At 33.8% G+C, this 19,344-nt stretch carries 16 protein-coding genes; 8 read left to right on the top strand and 8 right to left on the bottom strand.

Annotated features, from left to right (window positions below):
• Window positions 1-110 precede the first annotated feature (110 nt).
• Window positions 111-1,499, bottom strand: a complete 1,389-nt coding sequence (gene mnmE / locus DR871_RS15995; protein ID WP_113667203.1) for a tRNA uridine-5-carboxymethylaminomethyl(34) synthesis GTPase MnmE — start codon at window positions 1,497-1,499, stop codon at window positions 111-113.
• A gap of 177 nt (window positions 1,500-1,676) precedes the next feature.
• Here mnmE and DR871_RS15990 point away from each other — a divergent pair, with 177 nt between their 5' ends.
• From DR871_RS15990 to DR871_RS15980, 3 genes are all read left to right on the top strand, one after another.
• Window positions 1,677-2,507 (top strand): universal stress protein, encoded by an 831-nt coding sequence (locus tag DR871_RS15990; protein WP_113667204.1) that lies wholly within the window; start codon window positions 1,677-1,679, stop codon window positions 2,505-2,507.
• Window positions 2,508-2,582: 75 nt separating this feature from the next.
• Window positions 2,583-3,416 carry a universal stress protein gene (locus DR871_RS15985; RefSeq protein ID WP_113667205.1) on the top strand — a complete coding sequence of 278 codons (834 nt, stop codon included), beginning with the start codon at window positions 2,583-2,585 and terminating at the stop codon, window positions 3,414-3,416.
• A 117-nt stretch (window positions 3,417-3,533) separates the two neighbouring features.
• Entirely contained in the window at window positions 3,534-5,306 is a 1,773-nt protein-coding gene (locus DR871_RS15980; RefSeq protein WP_113667206.1) for a MutS-related protein, read from the top strand.
• A 304-nt stretch (window positions 5,307-5,610) separates the two neighbouring features.
• Here DR871_RS15980 and dnaN read toward each other — a convergent pair whose 3' ends face one another.
• The 5 genes from dnaN to DR871_RS15955 form a co-directional block, all read right to left on the bottom strand.
• On the bottom strand, window positions 5,611-6,729 hold the full coding sequence (gene dnaN / locus DR871_RS15975) for a DNA polymerase III subunit beta (RefSeq protein ID WP_099715409.1): 1,119 nt from the start codon (window positions 6,727-6,729) through the stop codon (window positions 5,611-5,613).
• 104 nt (window positions 6,730-6,833) lie between these two features.
• Window positions 6,834-8,519 carry a gliding motility-associated ABC transporter substrate-binding protein GldG gene (gene gldG, locus DR871_RS15970; protein WP_113667207.1) on the bottom strand — a complete coding sequence of 562 codons (1,686 nt, stop codon included), beginning with the start codon at window positions 8,517-8,519 and terminating at the stop codon, window positions 6,834-6,836.
• Window positions 8,519-9,244, bottom strand: coding sequence for a gliding motility-associated ABC transporter permease subunit GldF (gene gldF, locus DR871_RS15965; RefSeq protein WP_113667208.1), 726 nt, complete (start codon window positions 9,242-9,244; stop codon window positions 8,519-8,521). Before gldF ends, gldG begins: the two co-directional genes overlap by 1 nt.
• Window positions 9,245-9,328: 84 nt before the next feature.
• Window positions 9,329-9,625, bottom strand: coding sequence for a putative quinol monooxygenase (locus tag DR871_RS15960; protein ID WP_113667209.1), 297 nt, complete (start codon window positions 9,623-9,625; stop codon window positions 9,329-9,331).
• 34 nt (window positions 9,626-9,659) lie between these two features.
• Window positions 9,660-10,487, bottom strand: coding sequence for an SAM hydrolase/SAM-dependent halogenase family protein (locus DR871_RS15955; protein WP_113667210.1), 828 nt, complete (start codon window positions 10,485-10,487; stop codon window positions 9,660-9,662).
• 183 nt (window positions 10,488-10,670) lie between these two features.
• On the opposite strand from DR871_RS15955, the gene DR871_RS15950 reads away from it, so the two are divergent.
• From DR871_RS15950 to DR871_RS15935, 4 genes are all read left to right on the top strand, one after another.
• On the top strand, window positions 10,671-11,621 hold the full coding sequence (locus DR871_RS15950) for a PhoH family protein (protein ID WP_113667211.1): 951 nt from the start codon (window positions 10,671-10,673) through the stop codon (window positions 11,619-11,621).
• A gap of 190 nt (window positions 11,622-11,811) precedes the next feature.
• Window positions 11,812-12,627: an HAD family hydrolase gene (locus DR871_RS15945; RefSeq protein ID WP_113667219.1), complete on the top strand. Its 816-nt coding sequence runs from the start codon at window positions 11,812-11,814 to the stop codon at window positions 12,625-12,627.
• 48 nt (window positions 12,628-12,675) lie between these two features.
• On the top strand, window positions 12,676-15,024 hold the full coding sequence (locus DR871_RS15940; protein ID WP_113667212.1) for a S9 family peptidase: 2,349 nt from the start codon (window positions 12,676-12,678) through the stop codon (window positions 15,022-15,024).
• Window positions 15,025-15,132: 108 nt separating this feature from the next.
• The gene (locus DR871_RS15935) at window positions 15,133-16,086 is read left to right on the top strand and encodes a phosphoribosylaminoimidazolesuccinocarboxamide synthase (RefSeq protein WP_113667213.1); all 954 of its coding nucleotides are present in this window, start codon (window positions 15,133-15,135) and stop codon (window positions 16,084-16,086) included.
• Window positions 16,087-16,143: 57 nt separating this feature from the next.
• On the opposite strand, the gene DR871_RS15930 is transcribed toward DR871_RS15935, so the two are convergent.
• Both DR871_RS15930 and DR871_RS15925 read right to left on the bottom strand, forming a co-directional pair.
• Complete coding sequence (locus tag DR871_RS15930; protein ID WP_113667214.1) at window positions 16,144-16,599, bottom strand: DUF1801 domain-containing protein; 456 nt, start codon at window positions 16,597-16,599, stop codon at window positions 16,144-16,146.
• A 185-nt stretch (window positions 16,600-16,784) separates the two neighbouring features.
• Window positions 16,785-17,873: a M42 family metallopeptidase gene (locus DR871_RS15925; protein WP_113637269.1), complete on the bottom strand. Its 1,089-nt coding sequence runs from the start codon at window positions 17,871-17,873 to the stop codon at window positions 16,785-16,787.
• Window positions 17,874-17,955: 82 nt separating this feature from the next.
• On the opposite strand from DR871_RS15925, the gene DR871_RS15920 reads away from it, so the two are divergent.
• Complete coding sequence (locus tag DR871_RS15920) at window positions 17,956-18,633, top strand: DUF4294 domain-containing protein (RefSeq protein ID WP_113667215.1); 678 nt, start codon at window positions 17,956-17,958, stop codon at window positions 18,631-18,633.
• Window positions 18,634-19,344: the final 711 nt, after the last annotated feature.

Genomic DNA, 19,344 nt, shown 5'->3' with positions numbered 1-19,344 from the left:
ACTATCTGTAAATAAAGCTAAATAAACAGAAAGAAGAATCCCAGTTAAAATGCCGTTTTATGACATTTTAACTGGGATTCTTTGTTTTATTTTGTGATGTTTTGTAAGATTTATTTTCCGATGCAGAAATTAGCGAAAATATTCCCCAACAATTCATCATTAGTTACCTGTCCAGTAATCATTCCAAACTGATACAAAGCTTCCCTAATATCTAATGCCATTAAATCACTTGACAAATTAGTCTCTAGACCAAATTTTACTTTTTGAATTTCATTAAGAGCTTTTAATAAAGAATCGTAATGTCTAGTATTAGTTACGATTGTTTCATTGTTTCGCAATGCTCCTGTATTGACAAATGAAAGTAATTGATGCTTTAACTCCTCAACACCTAATTTTTCTTTTGCAGAAATTAGTAAGATTTCTGGAATTTCTGATTTCAAATCTCCAATTTCACTTTCCTCGAGTTTGTCTGCTTTGTTACCAATGATTACAAGCGGTTTCAACGGAAATTGGTTTTTAATTTTTTCCAGTTCTACTTTTAACTTTAAACCTGATACTTTGAACTCGGAACTGTCAAACAGAAAAATGACAACCTGCGCTTGTTCAATTTTTTCAAAAGTCTTACGAATCCCGATGCTTTCCACCACATCTTCCGTTTCGCGGATTCCGGCGGTGTCTATGAATCTAAAACCGATTCCGCCAATCACCAATTCGTCTTCAATCGTGTCGCGCGTTGTTCCGGCAATTTCCGAAACAATGGCACGCTCTTCATTCAATAAAGCATTCAAAAGTGTCGATTTCCCTACATTAGGTTCACCGACAATAGCCACAGGAATTCCGTTTTTAATCACATTTCCTACTGCAAAGGAATCAATTAATCGTTTTAGGACAAATTCAATTCGATTCAGTAATTCGTGAAATTGGGTTCGGTCAGCAAATTCTACATCTTCTTCGGCAAAATCTAATTCGAGTTCAATCAGTGAGGCAAAATTCAATAATTCTTCCCTTAGTTTAGCTATTTCATTTGAGAAACCACCACGCATTTGTTGCATTGCAATTTGGTGTGAAGCTTCATTATCGGATGAAATTAAATCGGCAACTGCTTCTGCTTGGGACAAATCCAGTTTTCCGTTTAAAAATGCTCTCAACGTAAATTCGCCAGCATCAGCCATTCGACAGCCTTTTCGAAGCAACAATTGAATGATTTGTTGTTGTATATAAGTAGAACCGTGACACGAAATTTCAATCGTGTTTTCGCCGGTATAGGAATTTGGTCCTTTGAAAATAGATACCAGAACTTCATCCAAAGTTTTGGAGCCATCCATAATATGCCCTAAATGTAAGGTATGCGTTTTTTGGGTTGTTAATTCTTTGTTTTTGATGGATTTAAAAACAGAATTTCCAATAGTAATGGCATCTTGGCCGGAAATCCTAATTACGGCTATAGCTCCAGCTCCCGAAGGAGTTGCTAGTGCCACTATGGAATCTTGAGGTATCATATTTAAATTCAATTTGATGCAAAAGTAAGCAAAATAGACATGGCTTCAAGACTCGCTTATTAAACCATTAACTTTATTTTTTGTTAAAAATTAGCCAAACTGATAATTATCATTCTATTTTGTTTTTTGTTTTGTAAATTTATATAAATAATTGATTTGCAATAATTTAAATGTGTTATGAAAAAAATTCTATTTCCTACCGACTTTTCTGAAGTGTCTAAAAATGCGTTTATTTACGCATTGAAATTGGCAGAATCCATTAACGCTGAAATAGTTACGATGCATGTTTACCAATTGCCGCAAGCCAATTATGTTAATGTTACGGAGTATTTACATGAAATTTATGATGTAACGGAACTCAGTAATTTTGAGAATTACAAAGATGAAGTTCCTATTTTAAGAAAAATTGCGGAAGTAAATAATTTAGGTCATATCAAAATAAGTCATGTTTTGATTTTGGGAAATTTGGTTGCAGAAATAAAAAAAATAACCGAGAATGAAAATTTCGATTTCGTAGTAATGGGAACCAAAGGCGCCACGGGTCTTAAAGAAACTTTTTTCGGCACTATAGCCACAAAAGTAATGAATGATGTCAAAGCATCAGTTTTGGCAATACCGGAGCACTGTAAATACCATCCTATCGAAAAAATACTGTTCATTACGCAATACAAACCGGAGGATACGGGGTCTTTTGTAAGAGTTCTTTCTTTATCCAAAATATTTCAAGCACAAATTGATTGCCTTCGTGTAGCGTCTCCGCATCATGAAGTTAAAGACGACAGCAGAGAAGATTGGAAGGTATTAGTAGAAAATAATGAAGTTACATTTCACTCCATCAAAGGAGAAGATGTAGAAGGAATTATTTTAAATTTTATCGATTTGCATAAAATTAATTTGATAGCAATGCATGTGTATCATAGAAATTTCTTTGAGAAACTTTTTGAAATTAGTCTTTCAAAAAAATTAGCATTTCACATCAATGTACCGATTCTGGCAATTCATGAATAAAATTAATTTCGATTTGAATACTCGAAAAATTCTCAATATTTATTAGTAAATGAATCCTTTAAAAGCATAATACAAATGAAAAAAATTCTCTTTCCAACCGACTTTTCTACAGTAGCTACAAATGCTTTTGTACATGCTTTAGAATTTGCAAAAATAGTTCACGGGGAACTTGTTTTATTGCACACTTTTGAACTGCCAATTTATGACAATCAGTTTTTCCCTGAAAATTACGCGGTCATTTATGATTCATTAGAGTTAGCGCAATTTGATATGTTTAAAGAGGAAATCCCAAAATTGCGGGCTATAGCCGAAGAGCGTCATTTAGATAAAATAAAGATGTCTCATAGGCTCATGGATGGGGATTTGCTCCATAATATTAAAAAATGTATCAAAGAAGATAAAATAGATTTTGTCATAATGGGAACTTCCGGAGCCACGGGATGGGATGCTTTTTTTATGGGCACCAATACAGGTTCTGTAATTTCAGGAATAGACATTCCTATGTTGTGTGTTCCAATAGAAGCAAAATTCAAGAAAATAGAAATTATCGGATTCACAACTCGTTTTAGAACCAAAGATAAAAAAGCCTTAAAAATGGTGTTGGATATTGCCAAAAAAACGAAAGCAAAAGTAAAGTGCTTGTATGTAAAAACCAGTGATTCTGATGTCTCTAAAGATACAGTTGCTAAATGGGAAGACGAATTTATTAATGAACCTATTGAATTTTTTGTCATCAACAGCGACGAAGTCAAAGAAACTATTCTGGATTTTATAATGTATAAAGAAGTTGATGTCCTGACAATGCTTACATATAAAAGAGGTTTTTTTGAAGGGATTTTCAAACCTAGTTTAACAAAAAAAATTGCAACGAATTTTGATATTCCAATTTTAGCGATTCATATTGATTGATTCAGTTATAATTCAATTGAAATGTTGATTTCTATGTAGTGTGGCATCGCCATTGCCTTTTAATTTAGACCTCAAAGTAATCTATTTCGTTATATTTGCAATTCATCAAATTGAATTATGGAAATATACAAAGCAAAAAAGATTCGCTTTTCAACGGCATTAACTGCAATCAATAAAAAGTACAATAGTATAAGTATTTTAAGACTTTTTACTATTGTACTTTTTTTGGTTTCTATTTATTATTATATCAAAAATAGCGAAGTTATTCTAATAGCTGCCGCGATTTTTCTTTTTGGACTATTCGTTATATTGATGCGAATTCATTCTAAATTAGTTTTCGAAAAACAAGTTAATCAAGCCTTATTCGATATTAATGATAACGAAATTTCCTATTTGAAAAGAAATAAAATCCCTTTCGAAAATGGACAGGAATTCAATGATTTTCACCATCCGTATGCCTATGATTTAGATATTTTTGGCGAACATTCCTTGTTCCAAAACTTGAATAGAACCGCTACTTTTATTGGTAAAAAAACATTTGCAAACCAATTGTTATCCATTTTACCAAATGATGAAATTACCAGAAATCATCAAGCGGTAAAAGAATTAACTGAAAAATTAGATTGGCGTCAAGAATTTTTGGCTTTCGCCAAAGTAGGCAAGGACACTCAATCAAACTATGAGACGTTGCTCAAGTGGAGCACATTCAATAGTGCGCCGTTGTCTAAAACGAGTGTTTTTATTTCTTATTTTTCACCGCTTCTTTTTCTGGGAGTTCTGATTGCTTATTTAGTGACTTCTAATACTTTTTTTGCTTCTGTTTTGTCGTATTTGTTTATTATTAATTTAATGATTTTAGGACGTTTTATGAAGCGAATCCAAGCTGAAGTAGCTAATTCTACCAACATTGATAAAACTATTCATCAATATAGTTTGCTGTTGCAAAAAATTGAAAACGAATCTTTTCAATCAGAAAAGTTAATCGATTTACAGCAAAAACTAATGTTCAAAAAAGAAAATGCCAGCGTTCATTTGAAGCAATTGGCAGGTTTGTTTTCGAATATGGACAGCATTAGTAATTTGGTTACAGCTATCGTTTTCAATGGAACCTTTTTGTTTAATTTGCACGTTTTAAAATCATTAATTCAATGGAAAAAAGACCATAACGAAGCATTAGAAAATTGGCTGGAAGTTATTGGAGAATTCGAAATGTTGAACAGTTTGGCTAATTTTTCTTATAACAATCCCGAATTTGTATATCCAACCTTGAACACGAATTTTGAAATAGATTTCAAAGATTTAAGTCATCCTTTATTAAATGAAAAAACCAGAATAGGAAATGATGTGCGTTTTCATCCCGAATCGTTTATGATTTTAACAGGTTCAAATATGTCCGGTAAAAGTACTTTTCTAAGAAGTTTAGGAATCAACATGGTTTTGTCAGGAATGGGTTCGCCAGTTTGTGCCAGTCAGGCGAATGTGCATCCGTTACCAGTTTTAGTTTCCATGAGATTATCGGATTCGTTGTCCGATAGTGAATCGTATTTCTTTGCCGAAATAAAGCGCTTAAAGCAAATCATGGACGAATTAGAAAATAGACCCGCCTTTGTTTTATTGGACGAAATATTACGCGGAACAAATTCAGATGATAAGCGCAATGGAACAATTGAAGTGGTCAAAAAAGTGATTGGCAAAAAAGCCGTTGGAGCTATAGCTACCCATGATATTGAAGTTTGCCTGACCACAAATGAATATCCGAATATATTAACTAATAAATGTTTTGAAGTGGAGATTATCAATAATGAACTCCATTTTGATTACAAACTGCGTGACGGAATTTGTAAAAATAGAAGCGCTACTTTCCTGATGAAAAAAATGGGAGTGATTTAGTTTGGAATGTTAGACTTCTTTGATTTTAGACTAGTTAGATTTAAATGCTCATTTTGTCGTTGCGAGGAACGAAGCAAACCACTGGTATCAGTAATCATTGTAATCATTTAAACGGAATACCAAAGAGATTCCTCCCACCGCGGAATGACAAAAAGAGAAATGAATAAAAGCAAAAAACCGTCTCGATAAATCGGGACGGTTTTTTAATATAAAAATGGTTTGGTTAATAGCGTATTTGTTATGCAATAGTAAGTATTATATTTCAATTTTAAAAATCAAAATATAACAATTTAAAAATATAATGTTAACTGTTCAGCATTACCGGCATTACAAGCATCGTAACCGTTTCACCTTCTTCTAATCCGTCAACGGGAGTTAGGATTCCGGCTCTGTTTGGTAATGACATTTCAAGCATAATCATATCTGATTGCAAGTTAGTCAACATTTCAGTCAAGAAACGAGAATTATACCCTATTTGCATATCATCACCTTGATAATCACATGTCAATCTTTCTTCCGCCTTGTTTGAGTAGTCAATATCTTCAGCAGAAACATTCAATTCAGCACCAGCGATTTTCAAACGAATTTGGTGCGTTGTTTTATTCGAAAAGATGGCAACACGACGTACAGAACTCAAAAATTGAGAACGGTCAATCATCAATTTATTTGGATTCTCTTTTGGAATTACCGCTTCGTAATTTGGATATTTTCCATCAATCAAACGACACATTAAAACATAATTGTCAAAAGAAAAAGTAGCATTCGAATCGTTATATTCAATTTTCACTTCTGCATCTGAAGTTCCAAGAATATTTTTTAAGATGTTCAAAGGTTTCTTTGGCATAATGAAATCAGCTACTTGAGAAGCCGTTACATCCGTACGCGCATATTTTACTAATTTGTGAGCATCAGTTGCTACAAATGTTAATCCTTGTGGCGAAAACTGGAAGAATACACCAGACATTACCGGACGTAAATCATCATTTCCGGCAGCAAATATTGTTTTGCTTATGGCTGTTGCCAAAACATCAGCAGGAACAAGTGTTACAGATGGATCGTCTAAGTTAACCGATTTCGGAAATTCATCTCCAGGAGCATAAGCCAAAGCATATTTTCCAGAATTAGAACTGATTTCAATCGTACTGTTTTCTTCAACCGTAAAAGTTAAGGGTTGTTCCGGGAATGTTTTAAGGATTTCCAAAAGCAATTTTGCAGGGACAGCAACGCTTCCTTTACTTTCTGAATCAATTCCTAAAGTAGCTGACATAGTTGTCTCTAAATCAGAAGCAGAAACCGTTAGCACATTATGGTCTAAATCAAATAAAAAGTTATCTAAAATAGGCAAAGTATTACTGCTGTTGATAACGTTACCTAAAACTTGTAATTGTTTCAATAAGTACGAACTCGATACTATAAATTTCATCTGTTTTGTTTTATTTTTTAAGGTATTTCTTTAATATCCGAAATACGATACATTTTACAAATATATCGTAAACTATTCTAGTTTGGAAACTTTTTTATTAACATCTATTTGCTGTATTTTCTTTTACGAAGGAAAGTAAATGCGACTCCAAAAAGCACCAAAATAAGAATTGGAAGCCCGATAGTTAGGATTTGTGTTCGGGTATAGTTTTCATAAACTTTTTCTTTATCCAATAAAGGTAAATCAAGATCTTTGCTTCGAATGTTAATAAGTCCCGTGTCATCTAATAGATAGTTCACACAATTTATCAGGAAGTCTTTATTATCATACAAATTACCAGACCTTTGGTCATAACCCAATTCTACCGGTTGAAAGTTTTTATCCAATTGGTTTTTTATCAAATCCCCATCCGAAACCACAATCATTTTGTTCTCTTTTCCTCCCGCTTGAAATGTTTTTTGTTCAAATGGTAGCACTCTATTTTCAAACATGGAATGAAACGAACCTTCTAATAAAACTGAAAGTGGAATTTTCCCTTTGTTCAAGTAATCGTTTGGCGAAGTTTCTTCGGCAACGATATTCAGGTTTATTTCTGAAGGAGTTCCTATTTTCTTTGAATATTGCGAGGATTCCAAAAGAATGGTTTTCTTTATTCCGTTTTTCAAAGTGTCAATAGGATTCGCAAAATCAAATTTGATTCCACCTAAATTTTTCACAATCGGATGCAAACTGTTTGGATACACTTGAGGTGCAAACTTCCAATTGAATTCCTGAAATTGAGTCGCACTTCCTTGTTCACCTGTGGCCAGTTTTATAGGACTTCCTTGTTCGTCTTTTACTAAATCAGGATTGATTCGGATGCCGTATTTAAAGAACATATCATTTAAATTCAGATCTTTTGGATAGGCCAAAGTGGCTCCAGATGAATCGTATAAACTATCCATTTCTGCCGTAACTTGGTCAATCAACCACAATGTTTTTCCGCCATTGATGATAAATTGATCTAAGACTTGTTTCTCAGCGTCAGTAAATGTTTCGGTAGGTTTAGCGATAACTGCCAAGTCATATTTTTCTAAAGCTTCTAAACTTCCAATAGGGTTTTTGGCAACAGAGTCTAAAGTAAATGGACCAATAAAATAACTTTCACGCACTTGCAAAAGAAATTTAGCCATCAAAACATCTTGCAATTCACCGTTTCCTTTGATAACAGCAATTTTCTTTTGTTTGGCTTTAGTAATCTTATTCAACCCTTCGGCAATGGAGTATTCTAAATGCTGCACAGATCCAATTACTTTTTGGGTAGTTGAAGCTCCCATAATATTTTTCAACAATGGAATATTTACTTCCTTGTTGTCATAAACGGCAATCGCCCAAGGAAAAACCATCGCTTGAGATTGCTTTCCTTTGTTGTCAACGGTTATGTTTATTGGCGTAAGCCCTTTTCGATATAACTCTTTAATATTGTCCATGCTGGCGTCTTCGTTTTCCAAAGGATCTACGAATTCAAAAATGATATTTTTGTTGTACGCCTGAAATTCTTCCAGTAATTGTTTCGTTTCTTGCTGTAAACGTTTGAATTCGGCAGGTAAATCGCCTTGCATATAAACTTTTATGGACAACGGGTTTTGAACTTGCTTGATGATATTCAAAGAAGTAGGGGAAAGTGTGTATCTTTTATCTTTGGTTAAATCAAAACGATGAAAAAAGGAACTTCCTATCACATTCGCAAGCACTACAATAGCAAGGATAATCAATACTGATTTTAGGTTATTTTTCTTAGAAGTAGTCATTACGATTTGAAAGATTTTAGATTGTAAACAGTAAAGGAAAGAAAGACAACGGTTATGCTTGTAAAATAAAGGATATCTCTTGTGTCTAATACGCCGCGGCTCATGCTTTTGAAATGATCTTGCATTCCTAATGATGAGATTATGGAAGATACATTTGGAACAACAGATGCTAATCCTTCAAAACCAAAATAGAAGAAAAAACATAAAAATACTGCAACAATAAAAGCTACAATCTGGTTATCAGATAGCGTTGAAGTAAATATTCCGATGGCTGAATATGCTGCAATCAGGAATAATAATCCAAAATAGGAACCAATCGTGCTTCCCATATCGAGATTACCTTCCGGCATTCCTAAATTGGAAATAACAGCTACATATATGAATGTTGGAATAATTGCCATAACAATTAAAAGCAAAGCACCAAGGAATTTCCCGTTTACAATTTGCCAAATACTCAGTGGTTTTGTCAGTAATAATTCTAATGTTCCTTGTTTTTTTTCATCCGAAAAACTGCGCATTGTTACCGCAGGAATCAAGAATATCAAAATCCAGGGTGCCAAGGTAAAAAATGGAGTCAAATCAGAAAAACCGGTATTTAGAATGTTATAATCTCCTTCGAAAACCCAAAGAAACAGTCCATTTATAATTAGAAAAATTGCAATTACTAAGTAACCTATAGGCGAACCGAAAAAGGATTTTATTTCTCGTAATACTATTGATTTCATTTATTTTTTTGTTTAAAGTTTCAAATGTTTAAGGTTTAAAGTTCCCAATCCAACAACTTTAAACCTTAAACTTTAAACTATTTTTTATTCTAAACTTACTAATTTATCCACACTCCACGCTTCTGGTTTGTCGTTGAATAATTTCTTGGTGAATGTCCAAACATCATAAAAAAGTTCAGAATTTCTGTAGTTTTCTAAATCAGCTTCAGTTTCCCAATAGCTGTAAGTGAAGAAAATACTTTTGTTATTTTTATCCTGATACAATTCTAAAAAACGATTTCCGGGCGCATTTCGTATTTTATTTTTCATCAACTCAAAGTTTTCCAAAAATGCAGGAATATGTTCCTCGTGAAAACTCAATTTTACTATTCGTACAAACATTGTTTTTTTGTTTAACGTTTAAAGCTACTCAACTTTAAACGAATTTTATAATAATAACATCCCTATAATTTAATCCCAGTAAACTATTTGCAGAACCCACTTTAGAAGGATTGCTTCTAAAAATAGCAATTTCAAGAAAACCGGCTTCGTTGAAAATCGCTAATTTTTCGCCCTCATATGATTTGATAGGATATTTATCAGAATTTGCAATGGCAGAATAGTTAGGCAAAATGGTTTTGATATTTTTAGTTTTCAACACAATTTCATACGGTCTTCCTTTGGCAACTTCGATAAAATACTTTTTAGAAATATTAGTAATTACATTTCCAAAATGGTCAATATAAATCACGTGTCCTTTCAACGAATTTCCATCAGCGGAAAGAACAGCTTGTAAGTCGGTGACTTGTTTAATCGTGTTTATTTCTTTACCAATGACGTTCATTAAACCACCTTTGGCAAGATGGCAGGCTACTTTTACAAACACATCCAGATCCGCTGCGTCACTGGGTAAACGATCGTGAATATTAATCGCCACGATTTTTTGCGGGACAATTTTTTGCGAAAGCATGCTTAAAATACCATTATCGGCGGCAATAAAATAATGATCGTTCCATTGCATCACAATATGTTGGTTTTCCTTATTGTGTTCCATATCCACACCAATAAGGTGAACAGTTCCTTTTGGGAAGCTTGAATACGAAGCGCTAATAATGTAACTTGCTTCTACCGTGTTGAATGGGTCAATTTCATGTGAAATGTCAATGATTTTAGCTTCGGAATACTCAGATAAAATTTTCCCTTTCAACGCACCTACAAAGTGGTCTTTCAAGCCATAATCGGAAGTAAGGGTAATTATTGACATAAATTTGTTTATAACTATTGGTGTTTTGTAAACCTAATTTTCATTAAATTTGAGAAACGCAAAGCTAATAATAGTAAATTCAAAAAAGCAAAAAACAAAAGACAAATTCAAATTAATACAACATTTATTGGCTTTGATACAAAATTTATTAATTCACTCATTTTAATTTAAAAACAACAGCATTTGAACGAAAGAATAATCGAGCTCATAGACATCGCTCCAAAAGACTTTTGGGGCGCTCAAGACACTCATCTTGAAACAATTAAAAAATATTATCCAAAATTGAAAATTGTCGCTCGGGGAACAACTTTAAAAGCTTTTGGAGAAAAAGAAGTTTTAGACGAATTTGAAAAACGGTTTCAACGATTAATGGTGCACTTTTCGAGGTACAATAACATTGATAACAATGTAATTGAGCGCGTTATCCTTGGCGATGTTCAGGAAGATAGAAAATTTCCAGGACAGGATAAAATATTAGTGCATGGAGTAGGCGGGAAAATCATTAAAGCTATGACTCCTAATCAGCAATTGTTGGTGGATACCATGGAAAAGAATGATATGGTTTTTGCCGTTGGACCAGCTGGAACCGGAAAAACATATACAGGTGTAGCCATGGCTATAAAAGCGCTGAAAGAAAAACAAGTTAAACGTATAATATTGACTAGACCAGCGGTAGAAGCAGGGGAGAACCTAGGTTTTTTACCAGGAGATATGAAGGAAAAACTAGATCCGTATATGCAACCTTTATATGACGCGTTGCGCGATATGTTGCCTAATGAAAAACTGGAAGATTATATTCTAAAAGGAGTTATCCAAATTGCGCCTTTGGCATTTATGCGAGGTAGAACATTGGATAATGCTTTTGTAATTTTGGATGAAGCCCAAAATACTACACATTCCCAAATGAAAATGTTTCTTACCCGTATGGGGAAAAGTGCTAAATTTATGATTACTGGTGATCCAGGTCAGGTCGATTTACCACGAAGAACCATTTCCGGACTCAAAGAAGCCTTATTGGTTTTGAAAGATATTGATGGAATCGGAATCATTTATCTGGATGACAAAGACATTGTACGACACCGATTAGTCAAAAAAGTAATTGATGCTTATAAAATGATTGAGAATAACGATTAGGAAATAAATAAAATTTTTTGGAGCGGAAAGCAAGTTCATTTACAGTAGAGAATGGATTTCCTTTCCGCTTTATTATTTAAAAAAAAGCTACCAGTTTATCCGTAAAGCTTTAAATAAAATCCGATTGATTCCTTTTGTATGTCTTAAAAATGCAATAAATTTGGAATTAATAAAATCTCAGTTAAAAAAAATGATTTTAAAAGAAAAAATTAAAGTAGTTATCAGTGATTTAGACGGAACGTTACTCAATTCAGATCACAAAATATCCCAATACACCAAAACTGTTTTTCAAGAACTCCACAATCAAAATTATTTAATTATTGTAGCAACTGGTCGTCATCACTTGGATGCAATGCCTTTGGTTGAGGGTTTAGGATGCCCAGTTTATTTAGTTACTTCAAATGGAGCACGTATACATTCTCCTGAAAAAGAACTTCTATTCTCTTTCGATATAAAAAGCGACGACATAAAATCAATATTAAATTTAGATATTGACCCTGAGATTACGACCGTTTTATTCAAAGAAAATGTTTGGCAAACCAATAAAATAAATGAAAAATTAAATAGTTTTCAGGCAGAATTGAATTACATGCCTGAAATTGTTGATTTCGATACTTTAGATGATGTCAGCGGAATAAAATTATTTTTCACACACGAAAAACACTCCAAATTAATTGAATTAAGAGACCGAATTTTAGAGAATCATACTGAACTTTTTAGTCACGCGTTTAGTTTGCCTTTTTGTTTGGAATTTATGGACAAGTCCGTAGATAAAAGTGTCGCAATTGCAAAAATTCTGGAAAAAGAGAATTTTGTTTTCGAACAAACTATTTCTTTTGGTGATGGCTATAATGATGAAAATATGCTTAAATCCTCTGGTAAAGCTTTGGTGATGGGAAATGCTCCTGAAAGCTTGAAAAATAAACTTTCCCATTTAGAAGTCATTTTGACTAATGATAATGAAGGAGTTGCGAAATATATAGCTCAGGAATTATTGAATAATTAATTTTTTTAATCTAAGATATTTCTCATTTAAAAATTAAACACAAACCAAATGAATAAAAAACTAATCCTTATTATCTGTATTTTGTTTTCCATAACAATGCAAAGTCAAACGCTAAAACTAGAAGAAATCATGAAAGGCAACGCTTTCATTGGCGCTCAACCAGAGAATGAAAGATGGTCTTTAGATGGACAGAAAGTTTATTTTGATTGGAATCCAAATAATGAATTGGGTACCAGTACTTATTTTTGGAAAAATGGATTGTCAAAACCTGAATTGGCATCACCATATGAAGCCGCTTTTTCAAAATTTGATTTCAAAAAAACAACGAATCCGGATTTGTATTACTACATTGATAAAGGAAGACTGTTTTTGTATTCCTTGAAAAGTAAAACCTCCAAAAAATTGTACCAACAAAGCAGCCCAATTGCTAATTTACAAATGGGTGCTGTTGCAGGAATGTTGTATTTCAGACAAAATGAAAATCTTTTTCAATTTAATACGAATGAAGGCTCTATTATTCAAATCACCAACTTTCGTAAAGGAAAATCAGAAGAGAAAGCCTCTGACAAAGAATCTTTTTTGAAAAGCCAACAGGAGGAATTGTTTCAATTTGTCAGAGATCAGGAAGCACTAAAAAAATGGAATTTGGCAAAATCGAAAACTACAAAATCTGATTTTCCAAAACCTTATTATTATGGGAAAAATACTTTTGGAAGCTTAAAAGTTGATCCAAAAGGAAATTTCGCCACCTTTAGATTAATAGAGGATTCAGAACGCAAGAGTGAAAAAATGGAACTTTTCATAACTGCTAATGGCTACAATGAAATTGAAGATACTAAGGAGAAAGTTTCAGTAGATAATTTGTTGGCAACCAAATTCGGGATTTACAACATCGCCAAAGATTCTGTTTATTTCATGAATTTTTCATCGTTGAGTCACATTCAGGATGTTCCTAAATATTTTGAGTCCTATGAAAAATCAAAAACTGCAGCAAAAAAGGACAAACTAATTGTAGTTCAGGAACCTGTTTACAATGAAAATGGTTCTTATGCAATTGCTGAAATTAGAAGTCAGGATAACAAAGACCGATGGATTGTCAGTTTAAATCTTGAGATAGGAACCTTTCAGGAATTAGACCATCAACATGATGAAGCTTGGATTGGCGGACCTGGAATTCCCTCCAATTCTTACGGGAGAGGAACGCTTGGATTTTTGGGAGATAATGAAACCGTTTATTTCCAATCCGAAGAAACGGGTTATTCTCATTTGTATACCTATAATTTAAAATCAAAAAAGAAAACACAACTGACCAAAGGAAATTGGGAAGTGCGCAATGTGAATTTGTCAAAAGATAAAAAGTATTTTTATTTATCCACAACAACGACACACCCGGGAAACAGAAATTTTTATAAATTGGAAGTGGCAGATCCTGTTTTACAACCTATTTTAACTAAAGATGGCGCTCATGAAGTGAGTTTGTCTCCCGACGAAAGTTCCTTATTGGTTCGTTATTCGTATAAAAATAAACCTTGGGAATTGTATGTAGCGCCTAATAAACAGAATACCAACTTAAATCAGATAACGACTTCAACATCGGAAAGTTTCAAAGGATATTCTTGGCGTGAACCGGAAGTAATCACTTTCAAAGCTCAGGATGGAACTCCGGTAAATGCCAGATTGTACAAGCCACAAACTGCAAATACTAACAAAGCTGCAATCTTGTTTGTTCATGGTGCCGGTTATTTGCAAAACGCACATAACTACTGGAGTACATACCATAGAGAATACATGTTTCATAATTTATTGGTCGATTTAGGTTATACTGTTTTAGATATTGATTATAGAGGAAGCGATGGATACGGACGTGATTTTAGAACAGGTATTTACCGTTTTATGGGCGGAAAAGATTTAACAGATCAAATTGATGGCAAAAAATATCTAGTCGAAAATTACGGAATTGATGCGTCAAAAGTTGGGATTTATGGTGGTTCTTATGGAGGTTTCATAACGTTGATGGGAATGCTGACTACTCCAAAGGAGTTTGCTTCGGGTGCTGCATTACGTTCCGTAACGGATTGGGCGCATTACAATCATGGCTACACCGGAAACATTCTTAATTTTCCCGAAACGGATCCGGATGCCTACAAAAAAAGTTCTCCCATCTATTTTGCGGATAATTTACAAGGGGATTTATTGATGCTTCATGGAATGGTTGATGACAATGTAGAATACAAAGATATTGTTCGTTTGTCTCAACGTTTTATCGAATTAGGTAAGAAAAAATGGAGTTTAGCAAGTTTCCCGGTGGAAGCACATGGATTTAAAGAAACCTATTCTTGGGTAGATGAGTACAGCCGAATCTTAAATTTATTCAACGATACGTTGCTTAAAAAATAATTGTAGAGATGAAAATAAAATGCAAGAGTTCCGTTCTTTTCTTTGCGAAACTCTATGAAATAGTTTTAAATTTGCAGGAACTAAAAATAAACACACACAACTAGTATAATGAGCAACACCATCACAACTACTGATTTTAATTTTCCAAACCAGAAATCTGTTTACCGCGGTAAAGTAAGAGAAGTGTATAATATCAATAATGAACTTTTGGTTATGGTAGCTACAGACAGGCTTTCAGCTTTTGATGTAGTTCTGCCAAAAGGAATTCCATATAAAGGTCAAATTCTAAACCAGATAGCAACTAAATTCATGGAGTTGACTGAGGATATTGTTCCTAACTGGTTAATTGCAACTCCTGATCCTAATGTTGCGGTGGGGTATTTGTGCGAGCCTTTCAAAGTAGAAATGGTGATTCGTGGATATCTTTCAGGTCATGCTGCTCGTGAATACGCTCTTGGCAAAAGAGAAATTTGCGGCGTGAAAATGCCAGATTATTTGAAAGAAAATGATAAATTCCCAGAAGCTATTATTACGCCGACAACCAAAGCGGATAATGGAGAACATGATGCTGATATTTCTCGTGAGGATATTTTATCGAAAGGAATCGTTTCTGAAGAAGACTACCTTGTTTTAGAAAAATTCACAAGAGATTTGTTTCAAAGAGGAACTGAAATTGCTGCTAGTCGTGGTTTGATTTTGGTGGATACCAAATATGAATTTGGTAAAACTAAAGAAGGTGTAATTGTCTTGATTGACGAAATTCACACACCGGATTCTTCTCGTTATTTTTACGCGGAAGGTTATCAAGAAAGACAAAATAAAGGTGAAGAACAAAAACAATTATCGAAAGAGTTTGTTCGTCGTTGGTTAATCGAAAATGGTTTTCAAGGTCTGGAAGGGCAACAAATTCCAAATATGACTGACGAATACATAGAAACCGTTTCTGAAAGATATATTGAATTATACGAAAATATCTTAGGAGAGAAATTTGTAAAAGCAGACATCAGTAATATAGATGAAAGAATAGAGAAAAATGTTTTAGAATATCTAGCGAACAGATAGAACCATTTCTATAAAAAAATAAAAACCGCAATTCATAATTTTGAATTGCGGTTTTTTTTATTTTTTAAATGATGATTCATAACAAGTAATCCATTCATCCATTGATATTTTTTGCACGAGTTCAGCAATTAAATCAAAAGGGATTTGGTCCATCTTCTTAAATCGGATGCAACTTTTTCCCATGTCTAATTTTTGTTTGCTGTGTTTTGGGTATTCGGAGACAAACCAATTCAGTAATTCGGGTTTAGCATAAATTCCCATGTGGTAAAGCGCAATGAAATTTTTTTGAGAAGCGATGTTAATAAAGGGCAACGGGAGTTTTGGTTCGCAATGATAGCCGCCAGGATAAATAGAATGTGGCACTACATAACCAATCATTCCGTAGGACATTTGTTCAACAAATCCTTTTGGAATATTTTCAAGAATAGTTTCTCGGAGTTTTGTAAAAGCTATTTTTCTTTCCAGTGGAATTTCTTCTAAATACGCTTCTATTGATGTGGCGGTTGATTGCATTTTTATGAATTGTATGAGTAAAGTTAACAAAAAAACCGCAATTCATAATTTGAACTGCGGTTTTTTAGCCCCGATTACTTCACCTTGCTTCTACTTTCAGCGGAGTTCATTGAACTTCGTTTGAAGAGGAAATCCCACGCTTTTTTAGCGTGGATTGAAACGGATAGCGGGTTTAGCTCCTAAAACTATTTGAAATAAGAAAATGTTTCTTCGTTTTCTAACTTCAATAGGGTTTCGTAAATTAATTTAATCACGTTTTCAACGTCATCACGATGTACCATTTCAACCGTGGTATGCATATAACGCAACGGCAAAGATATCAAAGCTGAAGCTACGCCGCCATTACTATATGCAAAAGCATCGGTATCTGTGCCGGTAACGCGTGAAGAAGCCAATCTTTGGAAAGGAATTTCTTTTGCCATAGCAGTTTCTAAAATCAATTCTCTCAAATTATTTTGAACTGCAGGTGCATAAGTAACTACAGGACCTTTACCAATTTTTGTATCTCCTTCAATTTTCTTTTCGATCATTGGAGTAGTGGAGTCATGACAAACATCAGTTACAATGGCTACATTGGGTTTGATAGTTTTAGTAATCATTTCAGCACCACGAAGACCTACTTCTTCCTGAACCGAATTAGTAATATACAATCCAAAAGGAAGTTTTATTTTGTTTTCGTGAAGCAACCGAGCCACTTCGGCAATCATAAATCCACCCATACGGTTGTCAATCGCGCGACAAACAAATTTGTTTTCGTTCAAAATCATAAATTCATCAGGATATGTAATTACACAACCTACATGAACACCCATTTTATCTACCTGTTCTTTAGTTTCACAACCAATATCAATGAATAGATTGTCAACTTTTGCCACTTCTTCTTTTCCTCTATTGCGGGTATGAATAGCCGGCCAGCCAAAAACACCTTTTACAATTCCTGCTTTAGTATGAATGTTAACACGTTTTGAAGGTGCAATTTGGTGATCTGAACCACCATTTCTAATCACATAGATTAATCCATCATCAGTAATATAATTGACATACCATGAAATTTCGTCAGCATGACCTTCAATCACTACCTTATAAGGTGCATCTGGATTTATGATTCCAACTGCAGAACCATAAGTGTCCGTTATAAAAGTATCTACATAAGGTTTCAGGTATTCCATCCATAATTTCTGCCCGCCACTTTCATAACCTGTGGGTGACGCATTATTAAGGTAATTTTCTAAAAACTCAAGTGATGACTTGTTTAATATTGATTTAGTACTCATAAAATTATTTTTTTGCTAAATTATAAATTTGGCATTACAGTTGTATATATAATGTATAATTTTGGCAATTAAAATTTCCTGTATGAAGCTAATCAAATTTCTGTTGTTTTTTATATGTACCGTTATGACTGTTAGTGCTCAGGTAATACCTCAGGATACTACAAAGATGGGATATGAATTAGGAGAAGATGAATTTATTCTTGGTGACACCATTCAACTACCAGAAGTGTTGATATATAAGGGGAAAACGGATCCCGAAGCAAGAAAGCAATTTTTACTGCTACAAAGTCGTGTTTATAAAACCTATCCTTATGCAAAGCTAGCGTCTGAGAGATTGTCGAACTTAAATAGAGGAATGGCTAACCTTAAAACAAATAAAGAGAAAAAAAGATACTTTAAAATAGTTGAAAGTTATTTGAGCGACGAGTTTGAAGCTAAACTTAAAAAGCTTTCCCGTAAACAAGGTCAAATATTGGTAAAGCTAATACACCGTCAAACTGGCACCACAACTTATGAATTAGTAAAAAGTCTCAAAAGTGGCTGGAAAGCATTTTGGTCGAATACTGCAGCAAGTATGTTTGATATTAATTTAAAAACAAAGTATGCGCCTTTTGATGTTAATGAAGACTACCTGATAGAAACTATATTAGTACGGGCATTTGATTCCGGAAGATTGCAAAACCAGAATCCTGCAAAACCCGTTGATTATACCAATCTAACTGATTCCTGGGAGTCCAGAGCTGAAAGTCTAAAGAAATAAAATTCATCAGTGCGTTCCTCATTATATAAAGAAAGGCGGTTATCCAAAAAAGATAGTCGCCTTTCTTTATATAATGAGTCGGGCTATTCGCTTCAAGTCCTCGTCTCGTCCGAAAAGACGAGACTGCGGGCTATTCGCTTCTATCCCTAACGCGGGTTTAGAATAATTAAGATATCCAGTTCAATCAGGAGGATAAGAACTCACGCCAACCCAAAATCCGGTTACCTTATATATAGGAGAAATTAGAAAAGCTTCGTCCTATATAAGGTAAAGGATAAAGTCATTTTACTACTTCAGCTTTGTTTCTCCATAGAAAACAGCCAAGATAAGCTGTTTTTAGGATTAGATGTGTAGTGCTGAAGCAGGAAACAGGGAACAAATGATGAATAGAACAAGATTGTTTGGGTAAGGCAAGACCGTTGTTAAACGGTTTAAGGCTATAGAAACGCTCATTTATGTTCGATAAAGCCAACCTTTGTTTTGAACAGGTCTTTAAAGTTAAAAAACTTTGACATTCAAAAACCATGTTTTCAGCAGTTTAAAGATAAAGTTAAGAAAAGAGTAAAAAAAAGGTTTAAAAAAGCTTGAATAACGCAATAAAGGTGCTAGTTTTGCACCCGCAATGACGCAGAGGTTCTTTTAAATACTGGCAAGTAAAGTTAATCAAAGTAGAAAATTTATTTTCAAAAAAAGATTAAAAAAGCTTGTGAG

The organism is Flavobacterium petrolei (genome assembly GCF_003314435.2).
GTDB lineage: Bacteria > Bacteroidota > Bacteroidia > Flavobacteriales > Flavobacteriaceae > Flavobacterium > Flavobacterium petrolei.
Note: the sequence above shows the minus strand (reverse complement) of the source record. Positions and strands in the feature narration are given on the sequence as shown.